The sequence below is a fragment of the Vibrio salinus genome (genome assembly GCF_021272385.1).
Taxonomy (GTDB): Bacteria; Pseudomonadota; Gammaproteobacteria; order Enterobacterales; family Vibrionaceae; genus Vibrio; species Vibrio salinus.
This window is the reverse complement of the sequence record NZ_JAJSDZ010000005.1, coordinates 87,979-114,402: the sequence shown is the minus strand read 5'-3', so window position 1 is coordinate 114,402 and position 26,424 is coordinate 87,979. Positions and strand designations below refer to the sequence as shown.

The following is a 26,424-nucleotide window of genomic DNA, read 5'->3' as shown; positions in this document are numbered from 1 at the left end:
TTAGTTAGTCTGCCCTTTTATCTCGTTCATAAAATCAATTTCGTCTTCATCAAGTAGCAGATTGCCTGTTACTTCATTCAACGGAATATTGGTCAAGTGTGTCATTTGTTTTAATGTAAATAATTCGGCTTTTTCTTTTGACGGGTATCTTTCTACCCCTTGCTTTAAAAACTGAGTAATTACATTCAAAGAATCATCAAGTTCCGCCATCACAACGGGTATTTTTTCCCACCAGAAGCGTTCTAATAATCTTGCATGATTTTCAACATTATAAAGATGTTCTAAATGACGAGGTTTTATAATCCACCAAGGCCTGTTTTGGTACCTGTACTGGCTCTCATTGTTGTTTGAATAGGTTTCAAGGCCATTTTCTGCAAAGACGGCTAATGATTTAATATTGCCAAGAAATTGTTCAAGTTCTCCCTGCTCCATCTCTCGTAATATAGGAGAAATAACATTAATATCATAAAACCGGAAAAGAACCTCTTCTCCATCTAAAGCGGCAAGCAGTAATGATTGAAGATGTTCCAGTAACTGAGTTTTAGGCGCCTCTGTTTTTAACCCAATTCCATGATTTAAAATTTCTTTTGGTAAATTTTTTACCTCCTCGGAGACTGGAATAAGCTTAGGTGTAAAATCCATGACATCTTCGAAAGGGGTATTATCGAACAGGATAAAAGTATCTTTAAAATTTTGATAGTTATTCGCTTCCAGTGCCATTTCGAATGTTTGCGAATCAACCAACCAGTAACAGGAATATAAACTCTCATTAAACCACTCATTCAACATTATGCGTTCTCCGCATAGGGACAGGTTTTAACAGCGACATAATTATATTTCTCAGCTACTTTCAATGCCTGGATATTGACTTTATTGATTTCTTCTGGCGGTTCCATCGCTTCCAACCCTCCCGGCAATGTCGGCGATTTCGCATTCACACCACTGCCGCTTCCGGCGCCTCCGCCAGAATTCAGATTGACCATTGGACCACCGAGAGACACACCAGATGGGTCTACTTTGACAAAACTGCCGCTCCCTACCACGGTGATTTCAGAACCGGCTTCTATTGTCACTTTTTGTCCGGCTTTGATATGAATCTCAGTGCCAGCATCGTTAACCCAGACTTTACCGGTTTTAATGTGTAGCTCTCCGTTAATTGTCAGGCTTTGAGTACCGCTGATTTTCTGACGAGCTTCACCGTCGATGGTTAAATGATCATTCGTTTTTATGCTTGAATAACGGTCATTTTCTACAGTGAAATGTTGGTCATGCTTAATGTGTATGATGTGATCATTTTCCGTTAAGGATTCAAAATCCTTTTGCGCATGAATATTGATTTTTTCACTGCCGGACTGATCCTCAAAACTAAGCTCGTTATAGCCTTTCCCCTGATGACTTTCCGTTCTCAGTACGGTTTTGGTTTTGTTATCAGGAAGCGCGTACGGTGGTGTATTTGATGTGTTATAAGTCCGGCCTGTGACGATAGGCTGATCCGGATCACCGTTTAGAAATGAGACAATCACTTCACTGTTAATTCTGGGAATGGCCATCATTCCGTACTGGGCACCAGCCCAGCCCTGAGATACCCGTACCCAGCAGGAACTTTGATCATCCCCATCACTGTAACGGTCCCAGTGAAATTGCAATTTCACACGACCATATTCATCACAATATATTTCTTCTCCATCGGGCCCTATAACCAGCGCACTCATTGGCCCGTCAACCTGAGGTTTAGGTTGTGGTGTTGCCTGCCAGGTGGCGTCAGAAGGAATTACCGTAAACTGGTTAGTATAAGTGGTTTCACCGTGTCCGCCCATTTCCTCCAGTGCCTGAGGCTGTGTACCCTGATGATCCACTTCAACCAATAACCATTCCCGGTTCATGTTTTCAGCGAGGTGTTCACTTAAGGAGAATTTGATACCCGCCTGCAGATAAGGATGATTGCTTTTCCCGGTTGCTGTATGTGCATTCCGGCGTAGATATTCCAGCCGGACCTGATTAATCAGCTTGCCTTGTGCATCATCTTTAAAACGGCCCGGCGCATCAAAATATTCATAAGTCTGCAACTGATATTCCATATCAGAGCCCTGCGCCGACTGAGAAAAGTGATAATCTGGTTTTTTAAAACTGTAATCTTGCAGAGCCGTGTGGCTCACCTCTGCCTGACAATGTTCACTTATACGGGAAACATAAGGTGTGTCCGATGTACCGCCTGAAAGTACGTTATATGGAATACTATCAGTAATGTTCGGTAGGCTGTCACTATCATCGGTAAATAAAAGGATGTGTTTGTCTTCTTCATGAACAAAACTGTAGACTAATCCTTCTTCTGCTGCCAAACGGTGGAAAAAGTCCAGATCCGATTCCCGGTACTGCACGCAAAATTCCCGTTTAGCGTACTCATTTTTCAGCGCATAGGTGTAATCCGTAATGTTCATTTCCTGCAGCAGGACTGACAAAATCTCCGGTACACTCTGCTGCTGGAAAATACGGCTGTTATGACGCAATGACAAACGTTCTAGAGAAGGCACCACTGTGATCGAGTAAAACGTATGATGGTGTCCGGTATCACCTTTGGAAAAAGAACGTACAATACCATGAACTTTCTGGACTACTTCCCCATTACGCACAGTCTGAAGCAATGCTTTTCTGTCCACGATATCATCCGCCGCTAAGTCCATCCGGCGGCTGGCCAGTTCAATCTGATACCGGTAACCAAAACAAGGTTGCCCGGCCCAGTCAACGGAATCCGAAATGGATTCATGTCCCTGATATTCCCGCACCACTAACGTATCATCATCTAAACCATCGATGGTTATCTGAAAGCCTAACGTTGCCATGTGTATCCTTTTCTTTTTATAGGTTTGTTTTATACGGCGAAAACCTTAAGCGCCATGCACTCATTAAAATGCATTGCGCTTAAGGCTTGAAAAGTCACCTGCCGGAGCAGGCGACTATAAATTCGAGACGTAAAATTACGCTTCGATTGGTTTACGCCAGTCATCAGCACCCGAAGTACCAGAATTAACGTGATCCCAGGTAATTTTACGGTAAGACATAGACACAGTTAGGTTCTGAGTGAAATCTGCATCTTTAGGATCCTGACAGTGTGGCATTTCACAACGAACGTCAACGATGGTGGCGTTTTCCAGCGTGGTTGTGAAGAAGTTTTCCTGTTTACCTTCGATTGAAGTGCGGTACCATTTCAGTTTCACCGATGTCATTTTTTCACCGGAAGACAGCGCATTGTAAAGTAGCGGCACTGCTTTGTTCAGGTTCACAGTAAATTTGAATGGTTTGTGAACACGCTGACCGGCAGGCTGACCAGATTGAGGATCAGTCGGAACCGTCACCACGTGATCAAACTGCTGAACCATCATTTCATCTTCATGACCTTCAACGTAAGCGTCACCGATAGAGTCAGAAGTACATGCACCGGAAGTGATAAGGCCCTGAGTTTCCCCTTCAATAGAGATATAACATGGAGTTGGCATTGCGAATTCCTTTTTAATTTTAATGAATGTGGTATACGTTATTAACGCTGCTTTTTTCTTTCCCTGTATAGAGCAAAGGCAATGCCATCTTTTGGATTGTTTAAAATCAACACCTTATAAAAATAAAAAAATCAATTAAGCAAGAAGTTGCCTGATGTTAAGCAAAAATCTGCTCATAAGAGTAATAACTTGCTTGTTGTTTGGGAGCAAGTGATTGGTAAACTACATAAAAAGGCAATAATTCTGGACAGAAGGATTACTATGAAGGCGTATGAAAAATTAATTGCACATTTTAAAAGAATATCCCGGTTTGAGCATTTGTCTGCGATATGTGGTTGGGATCAAGCTGCAATGATGCCGTCGGGTGGTTCGGATGCTCGTGCCGAAGCAATGGCTGAACTACATGTACATATTCACAAACTTCTTACTCAACCTCAAATTTTTGATTGGCTGGAAGAGGCATCTGATTTGGATCTTTCTGTTGACCAGCAGGCTGAACTAAGAGAAATCCGTCGTCAGTGGGAATTATCAAATATTCTTCCGGAATCCCTTGTTGAAGCAAAATCGCTGGCCGGCGCAAAATGTGAGCATGCCTGGCGAACGCAACGGTCTGAAAATGACTGGTCGGGATTTGCAAAAAACTGGAAAGAAGTCGTTGCTCTTTCTCAGGAAGAAGCACAGGTTCGCTCGGAGATTACAGGATTATCAAAATACGATGCCATGATGCAATTGTATGAACCCGGTCAAAGTTCAATGGTTTTAGACACGATGTTCGATGATATTAAATCCTGGCTTCCTTCACTGATCAGTGATGTGATGGATAAACAGGCATCCGAAAATATGATTGCTCCTAAGGGACAATACTCTCCCCAAACACAAAAGAAATTAGGGGTAGATGTAATGCAATTGTTAGGGTTTGATTTTAACCATGGACGGCTCGATGAAAGTATACATCCATTTTGCGGAGGGGTTCCTTCAGATGTCCGCATCACAACCCGGTATAATCCGGATGAATTTGTTCAGTCCTTAATGGGCATTGTTCATGAAACGGGTCATGCCAGATACGAACAAGGGTTGCCAAAAGCTTTTTCAGGTACACCCGCCGGTCAGGCTCGTTCAATGGGAATTCATGAATCGCAATCCCTGTTTTTTGAAATGCAAATTGGACGAAACCCGCTGTTCCTATCCCACTTGTCCCGTATGGCACAACGGCATTTTTCCGCAGAAAACGACCCGGTATTTCAAGCAGGCAATTTCACTAAAATTTATACCCGAGTAAACAGAGGGCTCATTCGGGTTGATGCGGATGAAGTCACCTATCCGGCCCATATTATTTTACGATATGAAATTGAGCGCGATTTGATAAATGGTGATATTCATTATCAGGATGTTCCCGAGCTATGGGACCTGAAAATGACAGAATACTTAGGGCTGTCCACGAAAAATAATTTCAGAGATGGTTGTATGCAGGATATACACTGGACTGATGGTAGTTTCGGGTACTTCCCGAGTTACACCCTGGGAGCCATATATGCGGCCCAGTTTATGGCGGCAATGTGTAAGACGGTTAATGTGAATAATGTAATTCAAAATGGTAACCTCTCTCCTATTTTCAACTGGCTATCCGACAATATATGGAGTAAAGGTAGCCTGTTAAAGACAAATGAACTGATTTCGTCTGCAACGGGAGAGAATATAAACATAACATATTTTAAAAGACATCTGCAAAATCGTTATCTTTAGTCAAACAATAACAATTATCAGGTGAGTGATTTAATAGCTCACCTATAAGCCTCATTTTTATCCGAGCATTTGTGCTCTTATTAAGGGCCTTACAAAACACTGAGCTATACTGATATCAATCACCATTGAGTCGCAAGTATATAAATGAATGCATTCCGTCCTCTTGTTTTACTCATTTGCTGTTTTGCTATTTCGGATATGGTGTCAGCAAAAAAGACCATAAATGAACCTTTTGTCTTGGCTTCTATTCAACCGGAAGGTTCAAAACAAAGGCAATTACTGGTCAAAATTTATACTGAGTTATTTGAAAGAATGGAGGTTCCCCTTGAGATAGTAAACATGCCATTAAAGAGAGCATCTGAGGATGCCAATTCCGGAAAAGTGGATGGTCAATTCGGACGCATATTTGAGTACGGTGAGCGATATACAAATCAGCAACGGGTTGATTTCCCTATCATTCAGAGTACCTTACTTGCTTTCGCTCATATCAATTCAAAGATAAATATCAATAATGGATGGGACAGCTTGGAAGGAACCCGTTATTCGGTTGAATATCAGCGAGGCATGCTTTCCAGCCGGATGAATCTTGAAAACAGAGTAAAATCCTCGAATCTGAGTTCAGTCACTAATGCAGAACAAGGGCTGCTCAAACTTAAATACAGAAGAACTGACATATTCATTCATACAAACGGTGTTGCGTTGGAAAATGTATTAAAAAATCCTGAATTTCGTGGGTATATTAAGCCAATTGCAATGATGCAAACGGTGTTTCTATATCCATATGTCCATAAAAAACATAAGAAAATGGTTCCTGCGATGGAAAATACACTTCAGGAAATGAAAAAAGACGGGACTATAATGCATTATTGTAAAGAGGTTTATACCTCTGATTCGAATAATTTTTGCTCAAACTGGCCAGCAGTAAAATTTCAATTCTGATACGTCAATTTTTAGCTACTCATTAATATCTCTCGACGTTTATTGACCTATTCGAGTACAAATTTCTGCAAAAGTGTACGCAAAAGGCCAATAGTCCCTATACATATACAACATATGTCTTAAGCTTAAATTATATCTGCTAAAAGAATTATGATGATATGTTTCCTGAAAAAATACCTGAATTGCTTATATTGGGTCTTCTGTTTTTAACTGGCTGGACAGCTCATATTATCAGTTCGAAAGCACATATTCCCAGAGTTACTATTTTATTGTGTATAGGGGTTATTTCCGGCCCGGCCGGATTTAATTTGATACCTGAAGAATTTGCCCAATATTTTGGTACTGTTTCCCATCTGGCACTTGCTATGGTGGGGTTTTTATTGGGTGAAAGTTTTGCCGGAAGAGACATTGTTTCTCAGCGATGGCATATTTTGCTTATTTCTCTGGGCGTGTCTCTTGTACCCGCTATCTTTGTTTTTCTTTTCGTATTATTAATTTCATCTAATCCTATTCTTTCCTTGGTTTTAGCCGGGATCTCAACGGCAACAGATCCTGCTGCTACCATTGATGTTGTCCGGGAATTTAAAGCCAGAGGTCCATTGTCAAAAATGTTGAAAAGTGTTGTTGCAATTGATGATGCATGGGGAATTATTATATTCAGTTTACTCATTGTCATTGCAGGTAACATCAATAACGGTGGACACGACTTATCCTATATTATGGGAGCCGCCTGGGAAATATTAGGTGCGCTGTTATTAGGTTTTCTTATTGGCCTTCCTATGTCATATTTTATCGGGAGGAACCGGGCCGGTGAGCCAACTATCGTTGAAGCGATGGGATTTGTTTTTATATGTGGCGGTGCTGCGATTTATCTGCATGTTTCATATTTGCTTGCCTGTATGATGTTGGGAGCAACCGTATCTAAAAAAGCGAAGCATGTCGAAAGACCATTTTACGATATCGAAACCGTAAGTGAGCCATTCTTGGTGATTTTTTTCATTCTTTCTGGAATTTCTCTTGATTTATCGACGTTAAATCCTCTTATTTTGATCATTTTAGGTTATATCGTTGCCAGAACATTGGGGAAAATTCTCGGAGCAAGATTATTTTCGGTTTTGGTTAAATCCCAACCAATCATCATTCGACATTTAGGTGGGTGTTTGCTGCCTCAGGCTGGTGTTGCGATTGGAATGGCATTATTAGCTAGTGAACAGTTTCCTGAACTGGCTGATATTATTCTTTCTGTTGCAGTATCGACCACAGTTCTGTTTGAAGTATTTGGCCCGCCAATTACCCATTGGAATTTACATAAAGCAAACGAACTTCGATAACTTCTGAACATAAAAAAGCCTGATGAAAATCAGGCTTTTAGCAACATAAAGGTATTTACTAATCAGCGATTGATTAGATTGTACCATCCCATGTTGAAGTAGTATGTTTTTTACCTTCTTCTTCGTCAAACCAAGTTGAAGTAACTGATTTAAGCTCAGTGAAGAAACGAATACCATCAGTACCCATTGCGTGTAAATCACCGAAGAATGAGTTTTTATGACCAGTAAAGCCAAAGATACCATTTGGTACAGGAATACCAACGTTGATACCAACCTGACCACCATCTGTGTAACGAGCAAATTTACGAGCATAGTAGCCAGATTGAGTATAAATCACACTACCATTTGCAAATTCGTTTGCATTCATTTGAGCAAGGCCGTCGTCGAAGTCTTTAACTCGTTTGATACACAGAACAGGACCAAATACTTCTTTCTGACCAATTTCCATTTCTGGAGTAACGTTGTCAAACAGAGTAGGACCTACGTAAAAGCCGTTTTCATGACCTTCGACTTTAACATCACGTCCGTCAACAATAAGTTTAGCACCCTCTTCAACACCTTTCGTAATCCAGTTTGTTACGAATTCTTTATGGCCGGCATTAATGACAGGACCTAATTGGCTGGTTTTATCTGTTGCAGGGCCAACTTTCAGTTCTTTCATTTTAGCAACAAGCAACTCAATTAAATCGTCTGCAATTTCTTCTTCAACACAGATGACTGGAAGCGCCATACAACGTTCACCAGCACAACCGAATGAAGAGTTCATGATACCAGCAACGGTACGTGGCAGGTGAGCATCTTTAAGAACCAGTGCGTGGTTTTTCGCTTCAGTCAAAGCCTGAACACGCTTACCATTTGCAGCAGCTGTAGCATAGATATGCAAACCAACTTTAGTAGAACCGACGAAAGATACACCTTTAATATCAGGGTGTCTTAAAAGCAATTCAGATTCGTGTCTTGAACAAGTTACAAGGTTAAGAACACCTTTTGGAAGACCAGCTTCTTCCCATAATTCAAGAATACGGATAGCGGTTTGTGGTACGAAACTTGCTGCTTTAATAACTAAAGAGTTACCAGTTGCGATGGCCATTGGAGCCATCCATCCCATTGGGATCATTGCAGGAAAGTTCCATGGTGCGATACCAGCAAAAACACCCATAGGTTCTTTGAACTGAACAGTGTCGTAGCCACGACTTACCTGCATCAAAGAATCGCCTTTCATCAAATGAGGAACACCAGCGGCAAATTCAACTACTTCAGTAACTTTTAATACGTCACCTTTAGCTTCATTCCAACATTTACCGTTTTCAGTTGCAACAAGCTCAGTTAACTCATCTAAGTGAGCATCTAAAAGAGCTTTCATTTTAAATAAAACTTGAGCACGTTTGCTTGGTGGTACTTCCTTCCAACTTTCAAATGCTGTTTTAGCTGTAGAAATTGCTTCTTCAACTTCATCAACAGTACATTTTGGAGCTAGGGCAATCACTTCACCTGTTGAAGGGTTAAAGACATCCATATACTCAGTAGTTTTGGATTCTTTCCATCCTGCAGCGTAATATTTGAGCTTTTTAGGTGTGTTATCTGACATTCTTTATTCACCTTAATCTTTGAGACATTGTTATCAGATTGTTCATATAGGTAAGCGTATTGAGATTATCCGTTTACCCCAATTTAACTTCGCTTGCTTCTATGAAATATCCTCGAGCAACAACTTACCTTATTATTGATTTAGAACAATCGATGCAGGTCACATTTTTATTCAATTATTAATGATTTTTAGAATATTTATATCATTTTTTAGAAATTAATGGCCTCTATTGATGTATAACATTTCAAAAAATGGCCTTTTTCGCAAAATGTAGCAATTCATGATGGGTAAAATGAAACTTTTGTTTCATATGCCAGTTGATGTGTAAATGATTGATTATATCATATGTGTGGATTCAATAAATCATTAACATTCACCACAGTATTGTATTGTCGGTTGAAAATGATACTTTAAATACGAAATATCAGAGGAAGATATACAGCATAAGAAATAACCAAATTTAGGTTTTGTCTAAAATACAGAAGAGATTAGGTAGCGTGAGAATGGATGATTTCCTTTTTCACGCTGAAATGGATAGTTGCTAAATGAGTTATAAGAAGTGGAATGTACCATTGAGCATAAAAGTACCCATATTATCATCATCCATTTCATACAGCTGATAACTTGCTCCGATTGAAATTGGACCACTGATAAAATATTCGGCCCCTATCCCATACATAAGGTCAACGCCATCGTCGACTTTAGCACCATTCACTTTTTCATCCCATTTATGTAATCCACCTGTTGCGTATAACCTTAATGGACCTAAATCAATACTAGGAGTCAGCGCAAGATAGGCAGTATTTGCTTCCGTTCTTTGCCCTGGAGAGGTATCCAGTTCTTCAAAACGGGTAATCCCCCCTTCGATTCCGATAAAAGGTAAAAGTCCGGTCCCGACATGAACGGAATACGTCGTTCCATGGTCGCCTTTATAATTAGACTGACCGACAGATGCACCACCATAAATCAGTGAATCCGCGTTAGCCGATGTAGCAATAATTGCTAATGCAAGCCCTGCGAGTAATTTTTTCATCATTTGCCCCTATCTACTTATCTATTACCGACCGATGTAAGCAGGGACGGCAACAGTTTGCCACCAGAGAAAAGATTTCCCAGATTATTGCTTGTCCAGCAAAATTTATGCCTATAAAGCATCTATGGCATGAATCACACGTTTATCCGAAACCGGATATGGTGTTCCTAATTGCTGAGCAAAATAACTGACCCGAAGTTCTTCAATCATCCAGCGGATTTCTTTAATGTTTTCAGGTACGGAAACTCCAGCCGGTACTTTATTTAATAGTTCTTTATATTGATTAGTGACACTTTCTATCTTCAACATGTGAAGTCGGTCTTTATTTGGGTCAATCGGCAATTTTTCCAGACGTCGCTCCACGGCCTTCAGGTAGCGATTAATATCCGGCAACCGTTTCCAGCCACAATCCGTCGCGAATCCTTTGTATATCAGTCCTTCGACCTGAGCTTTAATATCGGATAACGCAAATGCCATTGTGAAATCAATTTTTCCTTTTAACTTTTTATTGATAGAAAAAGCCGTTGTCAGAATTTGCTCAACCTGACGGGCAACATCGACAACGGTATCGCCCAGTTCGGCACGGACAAACTCTTTAATCGATTCAAACTCATCCGGGTTCCAGACGACGCCTCCTTTTTCCTCAAGTAGTTTGTCTACTCCGCAGGCAATGCAATCGTCGATTAAATCCAATACTTTGCCATAGGGATTAAAATACAGCCCAAGTTTTGATTTATTCGGTAACTTTTCGTGAAGGTATTTAATCGGTGATGGGACGTTTAGCAAAATCAACCGTCTTTGCCCCTGTTTCATTACCGACAACTGTTCTTCTTCGGTTTCAAATAACTGGATAGAAACACTGCTTTTGGCATCAACAATCGCCGGATAGGCTTTGACATCAAACCCGCCTTTTTTCTGCTGATACACTTTAGGCAATTCTCCGAAACTCCAGGTATGCAAATCTTTTTGTTCGATATCGTCATCAGCCACCTGTGATAACGTTTCTTTCACTTTACTTTTCAGGCTTTCTTTTAATTCATAAAGGTTTTTATTCTCTTTGAGTTTTCTGTTCCGGTGATCCACCGCCCTGAATGATATTTTCAAATGCTCAGGAACCTGACTGATATTCCAGTCATCCCGACGAATCTCGACACCGGTCATGCGACGTAATTCTTTTTCTAACGCATCCAAAAGCGGAGCACTCATTGGTTTGACCCGGGCCAGAAAGGCATCAGCATAATTTGGTGCCGGAACAAAATTTTTCCGCAACGATTTAGGCAGACATTTAATCAGGCTGACCACTAATTCATGCCGCAGCCCGGGAATTTGCCAGTCAAAGCCATCCGGCTCCACCTGATTGAGAACCGGTAACGGAATGTGAGCCGTGACACCGTCACTATCATCGCCGGGTTCAAACTGATAACTCAATTTTAATTTAACGCCATTCTGGTGCCAGAAATTTGGATAATCCAGTTCAGTGACATGGCTGGCATCGCCTTTAAAGAGCTGTTCTTTTTCAAAGTTGAGTAAGTCAGGAGTCTTCTGGCTTGCTTTTTTCCACCACGTATCAAAATGCCGACCGGAAACGACGTCGGTTCCGACTCTTTGGTCATAAAACTGATAGAGATCCTCATCATCCACCAGAATATCCCGTCGGCGGCTTTTATTTTCGAGTTCTTCCACTTCCTGAAGCAACTTACGGTTCTTCCGGAAAAAGGCGTGCTTTGTTTCCCACTCCCCTTCGACCAGCGCACTTCTTATGAAAATTTCACGACACACTAAGGGGTCAATGGCTCCATAATTCACCAAACGCTTCGCTACGATCGGCATACCATATAGCGTGACTTTCTCGTATGCCATGACCGCTGCTCTTTTCTTAGACCAGTGGGGCTCGCTGTAACTGCGTTTTATTAAATGTCCGGCAATGGGTTCAATCCATTCCGGCTGAATTTTTGCCACCTCTCTGGCCCACAGTTTTGAGGTTTCGACCAGTTCGGCCGCCATCACCCATTTAGGTTGCTTTTTGAATTGACCAGACGCCGGGAAAATACTAAACCGGGCATTTCTGGCGCCCTGATATTCGCTTTTCTCCTGATCTTTTAATCCGACATGGGAAAGCAATCCGGCCAGAATCGAAACATGGACCCCATGATAACTGCCCGGTTCATCATTTAATTTGAATCCCAGCTCTCTCATTGATTGATGAAGCTGTAAGTAAATATCCTGCCATTCCCTGACCCGCATGTAATTCAGATATTCTTGTTTACACTGCTTACGGAATTGATTACCACTTAATGCTTTTTGTTGTTTCTTTAAGTAGTCCCATAGATTCACAAAGGTCATAAAATCGGAGTCATCATGGAAAAAACGCCGGTGCTTATCATCCGCCGATTGTTTTTTCTCAGAAGGTCTTTCTCTTGGGTCCTGAATGGATAACGCAGAAGCAATCACCATGATCTCTTTCAGACAGCCATACTTAGGGGCGTCAAGCACCATTCTGGCCAGCCGGGGATCAATCGGTAACCGTGATAACTGCCTGCCGGTTTCAGTTAACCGTTTTTTGGGGTTTGATATGTCAGGGTTAATCGCCCCTAACTCTTCAAGAAGTCGCACACCATCCTGAATGTTGCGCTTATCCGGCGCTTCAACAAAAGGAAACGCCGAAATATCGCCCAGCCCTAATGCTGTCATTTGCAAAATAACAGACGCCAGATTGGTTCGTAAAATTTCAGGATCAGTAAACTCAGGACGACCAAGAAAATCCTCTTCGGAATACAGCCGGATACAGATCCCCGCTTCCACACGTCCGCAACGCCCCTTTCTCTGATTGGCGCTGGCCTGAGAAATCGGCTCTATAGGAAGACGTTGAACTTTTGTACGGTAACTGTAGCGACTGATTCTGGCTGTTCCCGGGTCTATTACATATTTAATTCCAGGTACTGTCAGTGATGTTTCAGCTACGTTAGTCGAAAGAACAATACGACGTCCGGCATGAGGCTGAAAGATTTTATTTTGTTCTCCCGCTGATAAGCGTGCATATAAAGGGACAATTTCGGTATCCCTTAACTTTTGTTTATTCAAGGCATCTGCAGTATCACGAATTTCCCTCTCACCATTCATAAAAATGAGGATATCACCCAGCCCCTCATCGCACAGCTCATCAACTGCTTCGATAATTCCCTGAAGTTCATCTCTGTCGTGATCATTTTCTTGTGCAAGGGGTCTGTAGCGGGTATCAACTGGGTATGTTCTTCCTGATACTTCAATAATTGGAGCATTATTAAAATGTTTGGAAAAACGTTCAGGATCGATGGTAGCCGATGTGATAATAATCTTGAGATCCGGCCGACGCGGCAATAGCTGTTTGAGGTAGCCAAGAATAAAATCGATGTTCAGACTGCGTTCATGGGCTTCGTCAATAATAATCGTGTCATACTGAGACAGAAACCGATCATGCTGAATCTCTGCCAGCAGAATACCGTCTGTCATAAGTTTTATCCGGGTGTGTTCAGACACCTGATCGGAAAATCTGACTTTATAGCCGACCGCGGATCCCATTTGAGTCTGAGTTTCCTCGGCGATACGGGCGGCAACGGAACGGGCTGCCAGTCTCCTTGGCTGAGTATGACCTATTAAACCGTATTTACCCAATCCCAGTTCTAAACACATTTTTGGTAACTGGGTGGTTTTACCGGAACCCGTCTCACCGGCAATAATGACAACCTGATTATTAGCAATGGCATCTGAAATATCTTCTTTTTTCTGACTAACAGGCAGTATTTCGGGATAATCTATTTTTAAGCCGGTACTCAGACGATTCTGTACTATCGACATCGAACGGGCAATATCCAAGGCTATTTCATCAAATACAGCGTTCTTTGCATCGGTATTTTTAATTTTTGACGCTCCGGAAATCCGCTTTTCTATCCGGCGCCTGTCTTTTATGGCACATTCATTTACTGCAGATAAAAGTTGTTGTTTTGTATTTGATTTTGAATCTGGTGTTCCAGGCATAGTTGAGGAAGAAGAAGTCAAAGCCATTCCTAATCATTATCACTATTTTGTTATTGCCGCGGATTGTATCACAATCATGGAAGAACCACAGACCCCAGTCCTGTTCGAAATTTTTGAATAAGTCAAGCGATTTACCTGTCTTATTATGTGCTGTGAAACTCATTAAAATTTGTCGAAGCAATTTGCTCTACATTAATCACTCATTAAGGAATGAAGCTCATGTCTAAAGTATTAGCTCTGAAATCCAGTATTCTTGGCGAATATTCACAATCCTCTAAGCTCGTAGATGAATTTATTGAATCCATTGACGCCGAAGTGACAGTCAGAGATCTAACTGAAAATCCAATTCCTGTTTTGACTTTTGAAATTGCTAATGCACTCAGAGCCACGGAAGACTTATCTGACTCTCAACAGGCTTTTGTTGATTTATCAGATTCCCTCATCGAAGAGATCAAAAATGCAGATACGCTTGTTATCGCTGCTCCAATGTACAACTTTTCAATTCCGACTCAGTTGAAGAACTGGTTTGATTTCATTGCCCGTGCAGGTGTGACGTTTAAATACACAGAAAGTGGTGTAGAGGGATTAATTACAGGTAAAAAGGCAATTGTTGTAACAACAAGAGGGGGAATTCATAAAGATTCCGCAACGGATCTACTTACGCCATATGTCAAAACTTTCCTCGGATTTATTGGTATTACTGATGTCAATTTTGTATTCGCTGAAGCATTGAATATGGGTGATGACTACGCGGCGACGGCTATGAAATCGGCTAAAGAACAACTGGCTAGCATTACGTTGTAACTAAAACATCGGACTCCAATACTTACTGATGTGTTATGATGTGTTATTGCCAGTGTGAAATTCGCTGGCTTTTTTGTTATGTTACTTACAACTTTATTTTCTGAATTCGTCTTTTGTGTAATTTTGCATCAAACTAATCTAATAAAAATGAATTTTATTAAAGTTATGATAGGCTTGCCGTTACACTAAGTAAGCTAGGTCGTCGTTGTAACCATGATGTGAGAAGTGGATGAAAGCTTCAGATTTGTTGTATCAGTTACAATCTGTATTAAATAATTCCAATCCTGAGATTGTAACAGGAGAAGATTGGCTACCTGAAAGATTGATAGAAATTCATCAATTAGATGATCTTTTGTTTTTGGAGTTCGATACGGCACCGGAAGCTGATCAGGGCGATGAAGAAGGAAGAGGATTTGTTGAACATGAAATCGAGCTGATTCGGGAGCAGATTATGGAAGTCTTTCTTGAAAAAACATCATTAGAAAATAAAAGAGAAGCTTTATTAGCCCTTATACTACTGGCTCATGAACAAACTCCGTCAGAAGTTGTCCAAACTCTCAACGATCTAAAAAACTCACGTGATGATGAAGAGTCGTTTTAGTGAATAAAATCGGCAAAACTGATAAAAAGAGCAGAACCATTGTTTTAGAGGCAAACCATGTTAAACACACTAAAGTCATTATTTAGAGAGCTACTGGATGGCCAGGATCTGGGACGCCAGAGCGGATTGTCCTCAGATTTGGCCATAGCCTGCCTTTTGGTTGAAGTGGCTAACGCCGATCATAATCTGGACGAAAAAGAACAAGCTTCTAAAACCACACTTCTGAGTAAACTCTGTGCCATTGATAGTGACAGAGCTAACCAGTTAATTGCAGAAGCGGAACAAAAAACATCTGATGCTGCTTCTCTGTATGAGTTCACTTCACAGTTACGATCTCTGAATCAGGAACAACGCTTCACCCTCATTAAAGCAATGTGGGAAATGGCCTTCGCAGATGGACATATTGATCCACTTGAGGATTCCGTTATCAGAAAAACGGCTGAATTGATTTATGTTGACCACAGCGAATTTATCCGTGCAAAATTACAGGTGACGGCAGGAGAGTAATCTGACACCTTTACCCCGTTGTACAAATACTGTCCAATTAAGATCGGATTTGTTTCCCCATTTTCTAGAGCATTGTTAATGCCAGTTTTGCAAGATTGTAGGCATCAACAAATCCTGAGTGCTGACGGCCTTCCCATTCGATGTTTTTACTTTCCTGCGCCTGCTTATGGCCAATACGCTTATCTTTCATTCGGTTCTGTATTCTGAATAGGGTTGCCAGATTGACAAACTCTTTGATGGGAAAGTCGATTCCTTTTTGCTCACATTCTTCTTTCAGAATCAGATCATCCCGTCCCCAGGCCGCATAGATCTTATTCGCGCCACCAAAATTTTTTATCATGGTTTTGATAACCGCTTCTAAAGGCCTGCCCTGCTTTTCCACTATTCTGGGCGTAATTCCGGTGAGCTCTACACAAAATTTTGAAATGTCATCATTAACCGGTTTGACATAGTATTGCGCACGTTTAACCACTTCCTGCCTGCCCAAATCAATTTCGGCCAGCCCTATTTCAATGATTTCCCCTGTGGTACCGACACCATCTTCGTTCCAGCAACACATTTCCAAATCAAAACAGACCACCCGGTTATGGTTCATTACTTTCTACGCCCTATGGTTTTACTCAGAAAACTGCTAATCATAACTTATCTTGCTAAAAAATCGAGTCATTAACCTACCCGATATTTTTTCTGTCTATTTCCCCTTGATGTAATTTTTTGACAACATGACGATAAATTGACATCACCGGTGGAAAAATCCCGTGGAAAATGTCTAAAAGTTCGTCTGTTAAACGCTGACAGAGGGAAATATGCCTTTGTCAGCGTCTATGTTTAACTTGACTTATGGTAGAATCTTCTCCAGTTTATTTAATTGTATATTCCATGTGCTGCATATTTTGTGTTTGTGCAGTAACTGATCATATAAAACGGCAATCGTCTGTTTCTGTTTTAAAGAGACCTCGTTATGAATTTCGATTTACAACTTATTCCTACAACCTTTGACATGCTACATGCTGGTTTAAGTGCGTCCAGTTTGCTTTTTTTTATTATAGCCATTACCAAAAAGGGTAAAACAACCGTAAAAACCGTAGAAAAGCCAGTAGAGAAAATTGTTGAAGTTGAGAAACCGATTGAAAAAATTGTGGAAGTAGAGAAAGTCGTCGAAGTAGAGAAAGTCGTCGAGAAAGTCATTGAAGTTGAGTCCAATGTCGCGACCGCTCCGACGGATTCTGCTTTGCAGTTACTGGCGTTGTTTCAGAAAGAAGCAAGACTGGTCGATTTCTTTCATGAAGATGTTACCGTTTTCTCTGATGAGGAAGTTGGTGCTGCTGCCCGGGTGATACACTCAGGTGGCGTAAAAGTACTGAAAGAGTATATCACTCTCGCTCCTGTTATGGATCAGGAAGAAGAAAGCCCGGTAACGGTATCTGAAGGCTTTAACTCTCAACAGATTCGCCTTAGTGGAAATGTTGTCGGAAGTGCTCCGTTTAATGGCACACTCATCCATAAAGGATGGAAGGTTACTAATATAGAATTACCGAAAACATCTAAGGATTTTGATTCAACAATCATTGCACCTGCTGAGGTAGAACTGTAATGGAAGAAAACACACGTTTTAGTATTGGTATCGACTTAGGAACAACCCATTGTGTTTTATCATTTGTTGATAATGAAAAAGAACAGCCTTCTGTTGAAGTGATGCCCATTCCTCAAATGACCGCGCCGGGAACCATTCAATCTTTAAGCCAGTTAGGGTCTTTTGTGTATCAGCCTCATGAGCATGAAATGTCGCCTTCGGCGCGAACGCTTCCCTGGACACAAGAACCGGTCGCATTAGTGGGTGCGATCGCCAGAAATTTAGGCGGGAAAACGCCAATTCGCCTGATAAGCAGTGCAAAATCATGGCTTTGTCACGGTGGTGTTAACCGGAGAGAAGCGTTTCTTCCGGCTTCCGGTCCTGACGAAGTGGAAAAGCTATCGCCAATGCAGGCAACCGAACTGTATCTGGCCCATTTGCGTGATGCCTGGAATTATCAGCATCCGCAAGACAAAATCGAAAATCAGGATGTTACGGTTACCATTCCGGCTTCGTTTGATCCTGCCGCCCGTGAGCTTACTGCTGAAGCGGCAAAAAACGTGGGGTTCAACCGGTTAACATTGCTTGAAGAGCCGCAGTCTGCACTTTACAGCTGGATCGATAAAAGTCATGACAAATGGCGCGACACTCTGGAAGTCGGTGACACGGTTCTGGTTATTGATATTGGCGGCGGTACAACGGATTTATCATTGGTTGAAGTCTCCGAAGACGATGGCAATCTGGCATTAAAACGAATTGCGGTCGGCGAGCACATTCTTCTCGGTGGCGATAATATGGATTTGGCTCTGGCCTACCGTCTGAAAATGAAACTGGCTCAGGAAGGAAAAGAATTACAAAACTGGCAGGTTCAGGCGATGACTCACGCTTGCCGGGATGCAAAAGAAGCATTGCTGAGTGATAATGATGCTGAATCGGTGGCAATTGTGGTACCAAGCCGCGGGTCTAAATTATTTGGTTCGACATTAAAAACCGAACTGACGCGGGAAGAAGTATTGCAAACACTCGTTGACGGCTTCTTCCCGGTGATACCGGTATCCGAACAGCCAGTACAACGAAACCGGGGCGCTCTGACTCAGATTGGCCTACCTTATGCTCAGGATCCGGCGATTACAAAGCATATTGCTGCGTTTTTGACGAAACAGAGTCAAAGTCAGGACAGTGACATGCCGTTTGGGGTTCCCGGAATGGAAACCGCCACACCGGCCTTCATTAAACCGACCGCGTTACTGCTTAACGGTGGTGTTCTGAAATCAGAGTTACTCTCTACCCGTCTTATTGAAACAGTAAATTCCTGGTTGACGGAATCTTCGTCTCCGGAAGTTAAACTGTTACAAGGTAACGATCTCGATCTGGCTGTTGCAGAAGGAGCAGCGTATTACGGCAATGTTAAAAATGGCGAAGGTGTCCGCATACGGGGTGGCCTGGCCAGTATTTATTATGTTGGCGTGGAAAGTTCATTGCCTGCGATTCCGGGTTTTGCTCCTCCCGTGGAAGCCATTTGTGTTGCCCCATTTGGTATGGAAGAAAGTGCTTCTGTGAATATTGATTCGAGAGAGTTCGGCCTTGTGATTGGCCAGCCTGTGCATTTTCAGTTCTTTGGTTCCACTGTCCGAAAAGAGGATACCGCAGGTCTTCTGCTGGAACAGTGGGCCGACGATGAACTGGTGGAATTGCCGGAAATTCAGGTAACACTGACGGCGGAAGACGGACGCCGCGTTGGTGACGTTGTTCCTGTCACGCTTGCAAGTCGTGTCACTGAAATTGGGACTCTGTACCTCGAAGCGGTCGCCACCGACAATGGTCAGACTTGGCATGTCGAATTCGATGTCCGGGAGAACGGTTCAGAAAACGGCAACTTACACTAATAAAACGGCACCGTTCAGGGTGTCGTTATTTCTTATTTGTTCTTATAAAACCCAATCACGTTGAGGTTGAATATGGCTAAGCCACGCTATTTAGTCGGCATTGATTTGGGTACAACTAATACAGTTGTTTCCTACTGTGAAAACAGCAAAGCGTTAAAATCTGAACCCATTACGTTATTTGAAATTGACCAGCTTATTGGCCCCGGTGAGATTGCACGCCGTTCGTTGCTGCCTTCTTTTCGTTATCATCCTGCACATGGCCAGTTATCGGAAGCGGATCTTTGTCTCCCCTGGGATCATGCGCCGGTATCCGGGGATATTCAGAACGTCATTATCGGTGAATGGGCTCGTGCACTTGGCAGCCAGATAGAAGGCCGACAGGTATCCAGTGCCAAAAGTTGGCTATCCCATCATCAGGTTGACCGTGAAGAAGCCATACTCCCGTGGGCAGCCGCAGACGGTACTGAAAAAGTATCTCCGGTGGTTGCCAGTGCCAGTTATCTGAATCATATCCGTCAATCCTGGAACTATCATAATCCTCTGAACCGTCTGGAAGATCAGGAAATCGTGGTTACTGTCCCCGCTTCTTTTGACGAAACTGCTCGAAAACTCACCATTCAGGCCGCCAGACTGGCCGGATTGGAAGCGGTCTTTTTGTTAGAAGAGCCGCAAGCAGTATGTTATGACTGGTATTCAAGAAACGTCGATAATGTGGAAACGCAACTGCAACATATTCCTTTATTGTTGATTGCGGATGTCGGCGGCGGAACCACTGACCTGAGTTTAATCAAAATTTCCAGTCATTCTCAGGGGCTGCAACTTGACCGTATCGGCGTTGGTGATCATCTGATGCTGGGTGGCGACAATATCGATTTGGCTTTGGCTCACTTAGTTGAAAACCGGTTAAACAGCCGTAGCCGTCTTAACGCGGCAAAACTGACAAAATTGGTTCAGCAGACAAGGAAAGCCAAAGAATCCCTTCTGGCGGTTAATGCGCCTGAATCCGCTAAAATTACGTTGCTCGGGTCCGGCTCTAAATTGATTGGTGGCTCAAAAAGCATTCCTCTTTCCCGGGGTGAAGTTCAGTCAATGGTGTTCAATGGCTTTTTTCCGTTATCGGAACTGGATGAATTACCGGCTCAAAAACGGAGCGCCGTCGTCGAGTTTGGTCTCCCCTATGTCTCTGATGCTGCCGTTAGCCGGCACATCGCGGCTTTTCTCGGGCAACACCAGGACATATCCAGAAAAGCTTTAGGCGATCATGCCGGCAATGGTGTCCCTGTGGCGTTATTGTTAAATGGCGGTGTTTTTAACAGTGAATTGGTCCGGAACCAGATGGTCAATATTATGAACCACTGGGCGGAGAAGCCGGTAACCTTACTGGATAACCCTCACCCCGACTGGTCTGTTGCCTTAGGCGCTGTAGCGTATCTGAAAGCCCGTCGGGGAGCACAGTTAAAAATCGGTGGTGGTTCTGCCCGCTCCTATTTTCTTCATCTTCAGGAAAACAAAAAAAATAAAGCATTATGTCTGCTGGCGAAAGGAACTGAAGAAGGTCAGGAAGTCCGCCTGACAAGCCGGCGTTTTGCACTTACCTTAGACGAACCGGTGCGCTTTAATCTCTTGTCCACCACTTCCGATTCATTAAACCAGCAAGAGATACAAAATGGGCTTCTTGCTGATGTTGATACCGATAATCTCAAACCGCTGCCGCCGTATATTACGTCGTTAAATAGTGTTCATGAGAACAATTTGCAAGAGAATCAAAAAAACAGAATCGAAGTGTATCTTGCCTCACAACTTACACCGGTTGGCACTCTGCAACTGGAATGTGTCAGTGTGGATAATGCGGATCAGCGTTGGTTACTGGAATTTGAAGTTCGCAAAACCCAATCCGAAGAAGAAGCCAGTCAATCAACCCTCCCAAGACGTTTTCCGGAAGCTTCGGAACGTGTGTCTAAACTGTACAGTGGGAACAAACAGAGCGCCGATGACTACCCGGTTAAAACCTTAAGTAAAGATCTTGAGAAAATATTAGGGGAAAAAGAAAGCTGGGATTTAAATACATCACGCTGTTTATTCGACGTTTTTATTCAGGGTAGAAAACGGCGCCGTCGTTCTGAACACCATGAAAAGCATTGGCTACGTAATACCGGATATTGCTTAAGGCCTGGTTTTGGTGACGCCACAGACCCATGGCGAATTGACCAGATATGGCCTTTATATGCGCAGAAAATACAGTTTCAGTCGAATCAAACATGGAATGATTGGTGGAATTTCTGGCGACGCGTTTGCGGGGGATTAAGTCAGGAACAACAAGAAACCATTTTAGCGGATATCGCCAAATATCTTCATCCCGGTTCAACAAAAAATGGCAAATTGTCCGACGAAGCGAAAACCCGGGGATATGAATCCATGGTAAGACTGGCCGCTTCACTGGAACATCTGGAAACAGACGATAAAAGACTGCTTGCAACCTGGTTTTTAAACAAAGCGCTGAAGCAAACGTCTTTTACTCAGGCACATTGGTGGGCTGTTGGCCGGTTAAGCTCCCGGGATCCAATGTACGGCAGTCTTCACAAGCTGATTTCACGCGAACAAATTCAGCAATGGCTGCCAAAAATTTTAGAGGTAGACTGGAACCGTGAACCAATGGCGGCATTCGCTTGTGTCATGATGAGCCGGAAAACCGGAGACCGAATCCGGGACATTTCGGAAGATTTCCGTCAAAAAGTGCTGGAGAAACTTCAACTTTCTAAAGTACCGGAATCCTGGTCGGCATTGGTGCAGGACGTCATTGAACTCGATGCCAATGATTCGAAAAAAGCCTATGGTGAAAGTTTACCTAATGGCCTGATGTTAATTAAATAATTCCCACAAACGCAGTATAAATAACGCTATGACCAATCATAATACCTTTGAACTTCTGGCACCCGGTGGTGACATTGACTCTATCAAGGCTGCCATTGCCGCCGGTGCGGATGCCGTTTATTGTGGGTTAGATCGTTTTAATGCCCGTAACCGGGCAACCAACCTGTCTCTGGAAAGCCTGAAAACGATCCTTGAGCTGGCTCACCAGAATCACTGCAAAATATTCATCACTTTAAATATCATTATCTTAGAAAGTGAATTTCCTGCCCTCTTCCGGCTTGTCAACCAGCTGGTGAACACTTCTGTTGATGGCGTCATTATCCAGGATTTAGGGCTTGGCTATTTACTGAAACATCACTTTCCGATGCTGGAAGTTCATGCTTCAACGCAAATGAACACACACAACGAAGGTCAGATACTGTTTGCAAAAAAACTGGGGGTACACCGGATAAATTTATCCCGTGAGCTATCGATCAAAGAAATAAAGCCACTGACTGAATTTGGTCGTCAAAATGATGTATTGATGGAGGTTTTCATTCACGGCTCTTATTGTATTGGCTTCTCAGGACATTGTTATATGAGTTCAGCTCGTAACGGAGCATCCGGAAACCGTGGCAGGTGCAGCCAACCATGCCGGGACACTTATCAGCAAACAGCCGTTGGTATTTCCCACCCTCTTAATCTGAAAGATAACTGCGCGTACCATGAATTAGACTTACTAAAAGCAGCGGGGGTGTATTCATTAAAAATTGAAGGCCGGATGAAAAAGCCACACTATGTCTACACAACCGTAAAACAATGGCGTCAGCAGATCGATCATTTTGAGACTACTGGTAACTTATTAACAGATATATCCAGGTTTTACTCTGTATTTAACCGGGATTTTTCAACAGGTTTTCTTGACAGTCATGTTGGAAAAAATATGTTTATCGATAATTCGCGTGATCATTCTGCGGATTATCTGATGAAACAACAGTCCGTGGATCTGCAGGCTGCAAAACAAATTGTCTACGATAACCGAACAAGCATTATTCATGACATGGATAAGGATATTAAGCAGTTAGTCAATCTGGCAAATGAGTCAGAACCTCAAGTGACCGAAGCCAATGATTCAGGAAAGCGCAATAAAATTGCTCATCAGCCACTTCCCCAAATAGAGCCACCTCAAGATTCAGTGGAAAACCGGCACTTGTCGGTGCTGATATCAAACCCAGAAGATATCTCCGCATTGAAAGGGGGGGATGCCGATCTTTTGTACGAATTACCCGCGTCTTTCGCCAGACAACTGGACCATCTCGTGAGCTTATTTTGTGAAAATCGCTCTTTAGTTCCCTGGTTCCCTTCTATTTTAATTGGCGAAAACTACGCGGCAGCCGCTCAGTTTTTGCATGAAATTCCCCCACGCACCATTGTGACAAATAACTCAGGAATCGCCATTTTAGCTGAAAAAATGGGATTTCACTGGATAGCCGGCCCGGAAATGAATATCACAAACTCATATGCCCTCCTCTGCCTTAATAAGGAATTTGGGGCAAAAGGTGCGTTTATTTCAAATGAAATAAACGCGCTGCAGATGAGGAAGATTAAAAGGCCGGATAATTTTCGTTTGTATCACAGTATTTTTCATCCAATCACACTGATGACTAGCCGCCAGTGCCTTTTTCAGCAAACAACCGGGTGTCGGAAGTCTAGAATGAACAAAGGGTGCCTGCCGAACTGTGACAAACATACGTCCATTCTAAATTTAAAAAATGACTCTTTTGTAATTCATAAACAAAAAGGGCATTTCAATTGCGTATATGGTAATAAACATTTTTTAAACACCGATATTAGTACCGACTTACCGGATTTGTTTACTGATTATCTCATCGATTTACGCGATGTAAAAACGGACACAAAATCAGTATTGAATAAAAGAGAATTAGTTGCCAAATTCAAAAAATGGATGAATGGGGATGAGAAAAGTGAGGTTATTCATCAAGTTATTCAAAACACCGTAAATAATCAATATTTAAAAGGCTTGTAACCTGATAATACCCATATCCGGTACCCCTGTTAATAAGTAGTATCCGGGGGTACCGTAAGACATCTATTTGTCAGACATTATCTTTCCCGTGGATACGGCCACGACACAACACCTCCTTCCATCACTTTAACATTTGTCCAGCCATAAGCTTTTAAAATAAGTGATGCTTCATAACCTCGCAGAGAGATTTTGCAAAAGCAGATAATTTCTGCATTTTTGTCCTCTGGTAATTCATCGAGACGTTGTCTTAATACGCCGAGAGGTATTAACGTTTCTCCAATTCCCAGGCGCATTTCCTCAAATTCATCTGGCCCACGGACATCAAGAATAAAAGGTTTCTCATTGTCGGATAATTTTTTATATAATTTTTCGGGAGATATGCCAACCAAACGCTCCTTCAGTTTATTTTGCATCAGATGACCGGTGGCAATAAAGTGGTCGATGGCTAACGAAAAAGGTGGCGCATAAGGCATATCAAGATTAATCAAATCTTCAACGGTAAACTTACCCTTCAGCGCCATTGCGGCAGTGGCGATTTGTTTACTTACATCACCGGGCCCAATACACTGAAGTCCCAGAACTCTACCCGTTTTTTTATCGGCTAGCATTTTACTAATCAGTAAATTTGCACCCATAAACCCAGGTTTGTCCGGGCTGGCATTAATCACTGTTTCATAAGTATCATAGCCCAGTGTTTTAGCTACGGTTTCGGACAGTCCGGTCGAGCCTGCAGAAAAATCAAACACCTTACAGATCCCGGTCTGGTAAACACCATCAAAGGTCACTACGTTACCCGCAATAACATTTTCACCGGCTACCCTGCCTTGCAAATTGGCTAAATCCCCCATTGGCGCATGTACTTTTTGTTCCGTAATTAAATTAAATGATTCAACACAGTCTCCCGCGGCATAAATGTCAGGATCGGATGTCTGCATGTGCTTATCAACGACAATACCTCCGGTTTGTCCGATTTCTAATCCCGCTTCTTTAGCCAGATCGACATTCGGCCGGACTCCAATCGAGACCACGGCGAGCTCACACTCAAGCTCTGTACCATTTGCCAGTTTTACTCCCGTTAGTTGTCCATCTTCGCCTAAAAATGCAGATAAACCATTGCTGGTTAAAACATTGGCTCCTTTGCTACGAACGTGATTTTCAACCAATTTTGCCATATCCGAGTCCAAAAAGGTCAGTAACTGAGGGGCAAGTTCAACAATAGTAATATCAATACCAGCTAACTGAAGAGCCTCACAGGTTTCAATTCCTATCAATCCGCCACCAACAACAACGGCTTTTTTTACTTTCTTTTCATCGCGGATTTTTCGCAAAAAATCTGCATCTTTTAGTGACTGTAACGTTGTGATCCCATTCAGGTCAGTACCTGGTACAGGCGGAATTACAGGCTTAGCTCCCGTACATATAACAAGTTTATCGTAGCCTAGAGTATCTATCTGACCAGTCTGAATGTGTTTACAGGTGACCGTATGATTGTTTCTGTCTATCGAAACAACCTCGGTTTCCGTTCTGGCATCAATTCCTTTTGCATTCAGAAAAAATTTAGGGTCTCTGACGACGCCAGTTGGAGTGCTGATCAGTTCATTCCGGTTATCGAATACTCCGCCAACATAGTATGGATAGCCACAGGATGCCATTGAAAGATCTTTTTCTTTCTGTAGTAATATGATCTCTGCATGTTCATCCAAGCGCCGTGCTTTTGCCGCTGTTTTCGGCCCAGCGGCAGAGCCGCCAATGACAATAATTTTTTTCATTTATAGTTCCGTTGTTTAACTGGTTAATTTCCATAACATTAGAATTTAAGAATATACTAAATTAAAATCACGACAATGTGTTAAGAAATTTTATATTAAGATCACATTTTTAATATTATAAGCATATGCAAATAATTTTCTCTGTTAAACATCACGGATATTTATGGAAAAGACTAATGACAAACGAGCTGAAGAGTTTTATTGCGGGAAGCTACGAGTTGAATAAATAAGAATGAGAAAAAATA

General features: G+C 42.3%; 18 protein-coding genes. 10 read left to right on the top strand and 8 right to left on the bottom strand.

Features of this window, described 5'->3' with window-relative positions:
* The 3 genes from LRQ06_RS00665 to LRQ06_RS00655 form a co-directional block, all read right to left on the bottom strand.
* Positions 1-789 (bottom strand): DUF4123 domain-containing protein, encoded by a 789-nt coding sequence (locus tag LRQ06_RS00665; RefSeq protein ID WP_232764514.1) that lies wholly within the window; start codon positions 787-789, stop codon positions 1-3.
* On the bottom strand, positions 789-2,840 hold the full coding sequence (locus tag LRQ06_RS00660) for a type VI secretion system Vgr family protein (RefSeq protein WP_232764513.1): 2,052 nt from the start codon (positions 2,838-2,840) through the stop codon (positions 789-791). Before LRQ06_RS00660 ends, LRQ06_RS00665 begins: the two co-directional genes overlap by 1 nt.
* Before the next feature lie 135 nt (positions 2,841-2,975).
* Positions 2,976-3,494, bottom strand: coding sequence for an Hcp family type VI secretion system effector (locus LRQ06_RS00655; RefSeq protein ID WP_232764512.1), 519 nt, complete (start codon positions 3,492-3,494; stop codon positions 2,976-2,978).
* A gap of 261 nt (positions 3,495-3,755) precedes the next feature.
* Between LRQ06_RS00655 and LRQ06_RS00650 the strand changes: the two genes are divergently transcribed.
* The 3 genes from LRQ06_RS00650 (at position 3,756) to LRQ06_RS00640 (ending at position 7,507) form a co-directional block, all read left to right on the top strand.
* A complete protein-coding gene (locus LRQ06_RS00650; protein WP_232764511.1) occupies positions 3,756-5,237 on the top strand; it encodes a carboxypeptidase M32 in 1,482 nt (493 codons plus the stop codon).
* A 144-nt stretch (positions 5,238-5,381) separates the two neighbouring features.
* Entirely contained in the window at positions 5,382-6,176 is a 795-nt protein-coding gene (locus LRQ06_RS00645; RefSeq protein WP_232764510.1) for a substrate-binding periplasmic protein, read from the top strand.
* Between the two features lie 158 nt (positions 6,177-6,334).
* Complete coding sequence (locus LRQ06_RS00640; protein WP_232764509.1) at positions 6,335-7,507, top strand: cation:proton antiporter; 1,173 nt, start codon at positions 6,335-6,337, stop codon at positions 7,505-7,507.
* A 73-nt stretch (positions 7,508-7,580) separates the two neighbouring features.
* On the opposite strand, the gene LRQ06_RS00635 is transcribed toward LRQ06_RS00640, so the two are convergent.
* From LRQ06_RS00635 to hrpA, 3 genes are all read right to left on the bottom strand, one after another.
* On the bottom strand, positions 7,581-9,095 hold the full coding sequence (locus tag LRQ06_RS00635) for a CoA-acylating methylmalonate-semialdehyde dehydrogenase (RefSeq protein ID WP_232764508.1): 1,515 nt from the start codon (positions 9,093-9,095) through the stop codon (positions 7,581-7,583).
* Positions 9,096-9,645: 550 nt separating this feature from the next.
* A complete protein-coding gene (locus tag LRQ06_RS00630; protein ID WP_232764507.1) occupies positions 9,646-10,128 on the bottom strand; it encodes a porin family protein in 483 nt (160 codons plus the stop codon).
* 111 nt (positions 10,129-10,239) lie between these two features.
* Entirely contained in the window at positions 10,240-14,142 is a 3,903-nt protein-coding gene (gene hrpA, locus LRQ06_RS00625; RefSeq protein WP_232765444.1) for an ATP-dependent RNA helicase HrpA, read from the bottom strand.
* A 219-nt stretch (positions 14,143-14,361) separates the two neighbouring features.
* Between hrpA and LRQ06_RS00620 the strand changes: the two genes are divergently transcribed.
* The 3 genes from LRQ06_RS00620 (at position 14,362) to LRQ06_RS00610 (ending at position 16,054) form a co-directional block, all read left to right on the top strand.
* Positions 14,362-14,946, top strand: coding sequence for an FMN-dependent NADH-azoreductase (locus tag LRQ06_RS00620; protein WP_232764506.1), 585 nt, complete (start codon positions 14,362-14,364; stop codon positions 14,944-14,946).
* Between the two features lie 229 nt (positions 14,947-15,175).
* Positions 15,176-15,547: a VC1380 family protein gene (locus LRQ06_RS00615; RefSeq protein WP_232764505.1), complete on the top strand. Its 372-nt coding sequence runs from the start codon at positions 15,176-15,178 to the stop codon at positions 15,545-15,547.
* Between the two features lie 57 nt (positions 15,548-15,604).
* Positions 15,605-16,054, top strand: a complete 450-nt coding sequence (locus LRQ06_RS00610; protein WP_232764504.1) for a tellurite resistance TerB family protein — start codon at positions 15,605-15,607, stop codon at positions 16,052-16,054.
* A gap of 64 nt (positions 16,055-16,118) precedes the next feature.
* Here LRQ06_RS00610 and LRQ06_RS00605 read toward each other — a convergent pair whose 3' ends face one another.
* A complete protein-coding gene (locus LRQ06_RS00605; RefSeq protein ID WP_232764503.1) occupies positions 16,119-16,649 on the bottom strand; it encodes a 3'-5' exonuclease in 531 nt (176 codons plus the stop codon).
* A 366-nt stretch (positions 16,650-17,015) separates the two neighbouring features.
* On the opposite strand from LRQ06_RS00605, the gene LRQ06_RS00600 reads away from it, so the two are divergent.
* From LRQ06_RS00600 to LRQ06_RS00585, 4 genes are all read left to right on the top strand, one after another.
* Positions 17,016-17,648, top strand: coding sequence for a DUF2760 domain-containing protein (locus tag LRQ06_RS00600; protein ID WP_232764502.1), 633 nt, complete (start codon positions 17,016-17,018; stop codon positions 17,646-17,648).
* Positions 17,648-19,513: an Hsp70 family protein gene (locus LRQ06_RS00595; RefSeq protein WP_232764501.1), complete on the top strand. Its 1,866-nt coding sequence runs from the start codon at positions 17,648-17,650 to the stop codon at positions 19,511-19,513. The genes LRQ06_RS00600 and LRQ06_RS00595 overlap by 1 nt, the downstream gene beginning before the upstream one ends.
* A 72-nt stretch (positions 19,514-19,585) precedes the next feature.
* Positions 19,586-22,384 carry an Hsp70 family protein gene (locus tag LRQ06_RS00590; RefSeq protein ID WP_232764500.1) on the top strand — a complete coding sequence of 933 codons (2,799 nt, stop codon included), beginning with the start codon at positions 19,586-19,588 and terminating at the stop codon, positions 22,382-22,384.
* Positions 22,385-22,412: 28 nt separating this feature from the next.
* On the top strand, positions 22,413-24,410 hold the full coding sequence (locus LRQ06_RS00585; protein WP_232764499.1) for a peptidase U32 family protein: 1,998 nt from the start codon (positions 22,413-22,415) through the stop codon (positions 24,408-24,410).
* A gap of 77 nt (positions 24,411-24,487) precedes the next feature.
* On the opposite strand, the gene LRQ06_RS00580 is transcribed toward LRQ06_RS00585, so the two are convergent.
* A complete protein-coding gene (locus LRQ06_RS00580; protein WP_232764498.1) occupies positions 24,488-26,179 on the bottom strand; it encodes an FAD-dependent oxidoreductase in 1,692 nt (563 codons plus the stop codon).
* Positions 26,180-26,424: the final 245 nt, after the last annotated feature.

Coding starts and splice junctions, on each gene's coding strand:
- LRQ06_RS00605 (WP_232764503.1), bottom strand. CDS start 16,649: ATGAACCATAACCGGGTGGTCTGTTTTGATTTGGAAATGTGTTGCTGG.
- LRQ06_RS00580 (WP_232764498.1), bottom strand. CDS start 26,179: ATGAAAAAAATTATTGTCATTGGCGGCTCTGCCGCTGGGCCGAAAACA.
- hrpA (WP_232765444.1), bottom strand. CDS start 14,142: ATGCCTGGAACACCAGATTCAAAATCAAATACAAAACAACAACTTTTA.
- LRQ06_RS00630 (WP_232764507.1), bottom strand. CDS start 10,128: ATGAAAAAATTACTCGCAGGGCTTGCATTAGCAATTATTGCTACATCG.
- LRQ06_RS00665 (WP_232764514.1), bottom strand. CDS start 789: ATGTTGAATGAGTGGTTTAATGAGAGTTTATATTCCTGTTACTGGTTG.
- LRQ06_RS00595 (WP_232764501.1), top strand. CDS start 17,648: ATGGAAGAAAACACACGTTTTAGTATTGGTATCGACTTAGGAACAACC.
- LRQ06_RS00590 (WP_232764500.1), top strand. CDS start 19,586: ATGGCTAAGCCACGCTATTTAGTCGGCATTGATTTGGGTACAACTAAT.
- LRQ06_RS00610 (WP_232764504.1), top strand. CDS start 15,605: ATGTTAAACACACTAAAGTCATTATTTAGAGAGCTACTGGATGGCCAG.
- LRQ06_RS00620 (WP_232764506.1), top strand. CDS start 14,362: ATGTCTAAAGTATTAGCTCTGAAATCCAGTATTCTTGGCGAATATTCA.
- LRQ06_RS00655 (WP_232764512.1), bottom strand. CDS start 3,494: ATGCCAACTCCATGTTATATCTCTATTGAAGGGGAAACTCAGGGCCTT.
- LRQ06_RS00600 (WP_232764502.1), top strand. CDS start 17,016: ATGAATTTCGATTTACAACTTATTCCTACAACCTTTGACATGCTACAT.
- LRQ06_RS00640 (WP_232764509.1), top strand. CDS start 6,335: ATGTTTCCTGAAAAAATACCTGAATTGCTTATATTGGGTCTTCTGTTT.
- LRQ06_RS00615 (WP_232764505.1), top strand. CDS start 15,176: ATGAAAGCTTCAGATTTGTTGTATCAGTTACAATCTGTATTAAATAAT.
- LRQ06_RS00635 (WP_232764508.1), bottom strand. CDS start 9,095: ATGTCAGATAACACACCTAAAAAGCTCAAATATTACGCTGCAGGATGG.
- LRQ06_RS00650 (WP_232764511.1), top strand. CDS start 3,756: ATGAAGGCGTATGAAAAATTAATTGCACATTTTAAAAGAATATCCCGG.
- LRQ06_RS00645 (WP_232764510.1), top strand. CDS start 5,382: ATGAATGCATTCCGTCCTCTTGTTTTACTCATTTGCTGTTTTGCTATT.
- LRQ06_RS00660 (WP_232764513.1), bottom strand. CDS start 2,840: ATGGCAACGTTAGGCTTTCAGATAACCATCGATGGTTTAGATGATGAT.
- LRQ06_RS00585 (WP_232764499.1), top strand. CDS start 22,413: ATGACCAATCATAATACCTTTGAACTTCTGGCACCCGGTGGTGACATT.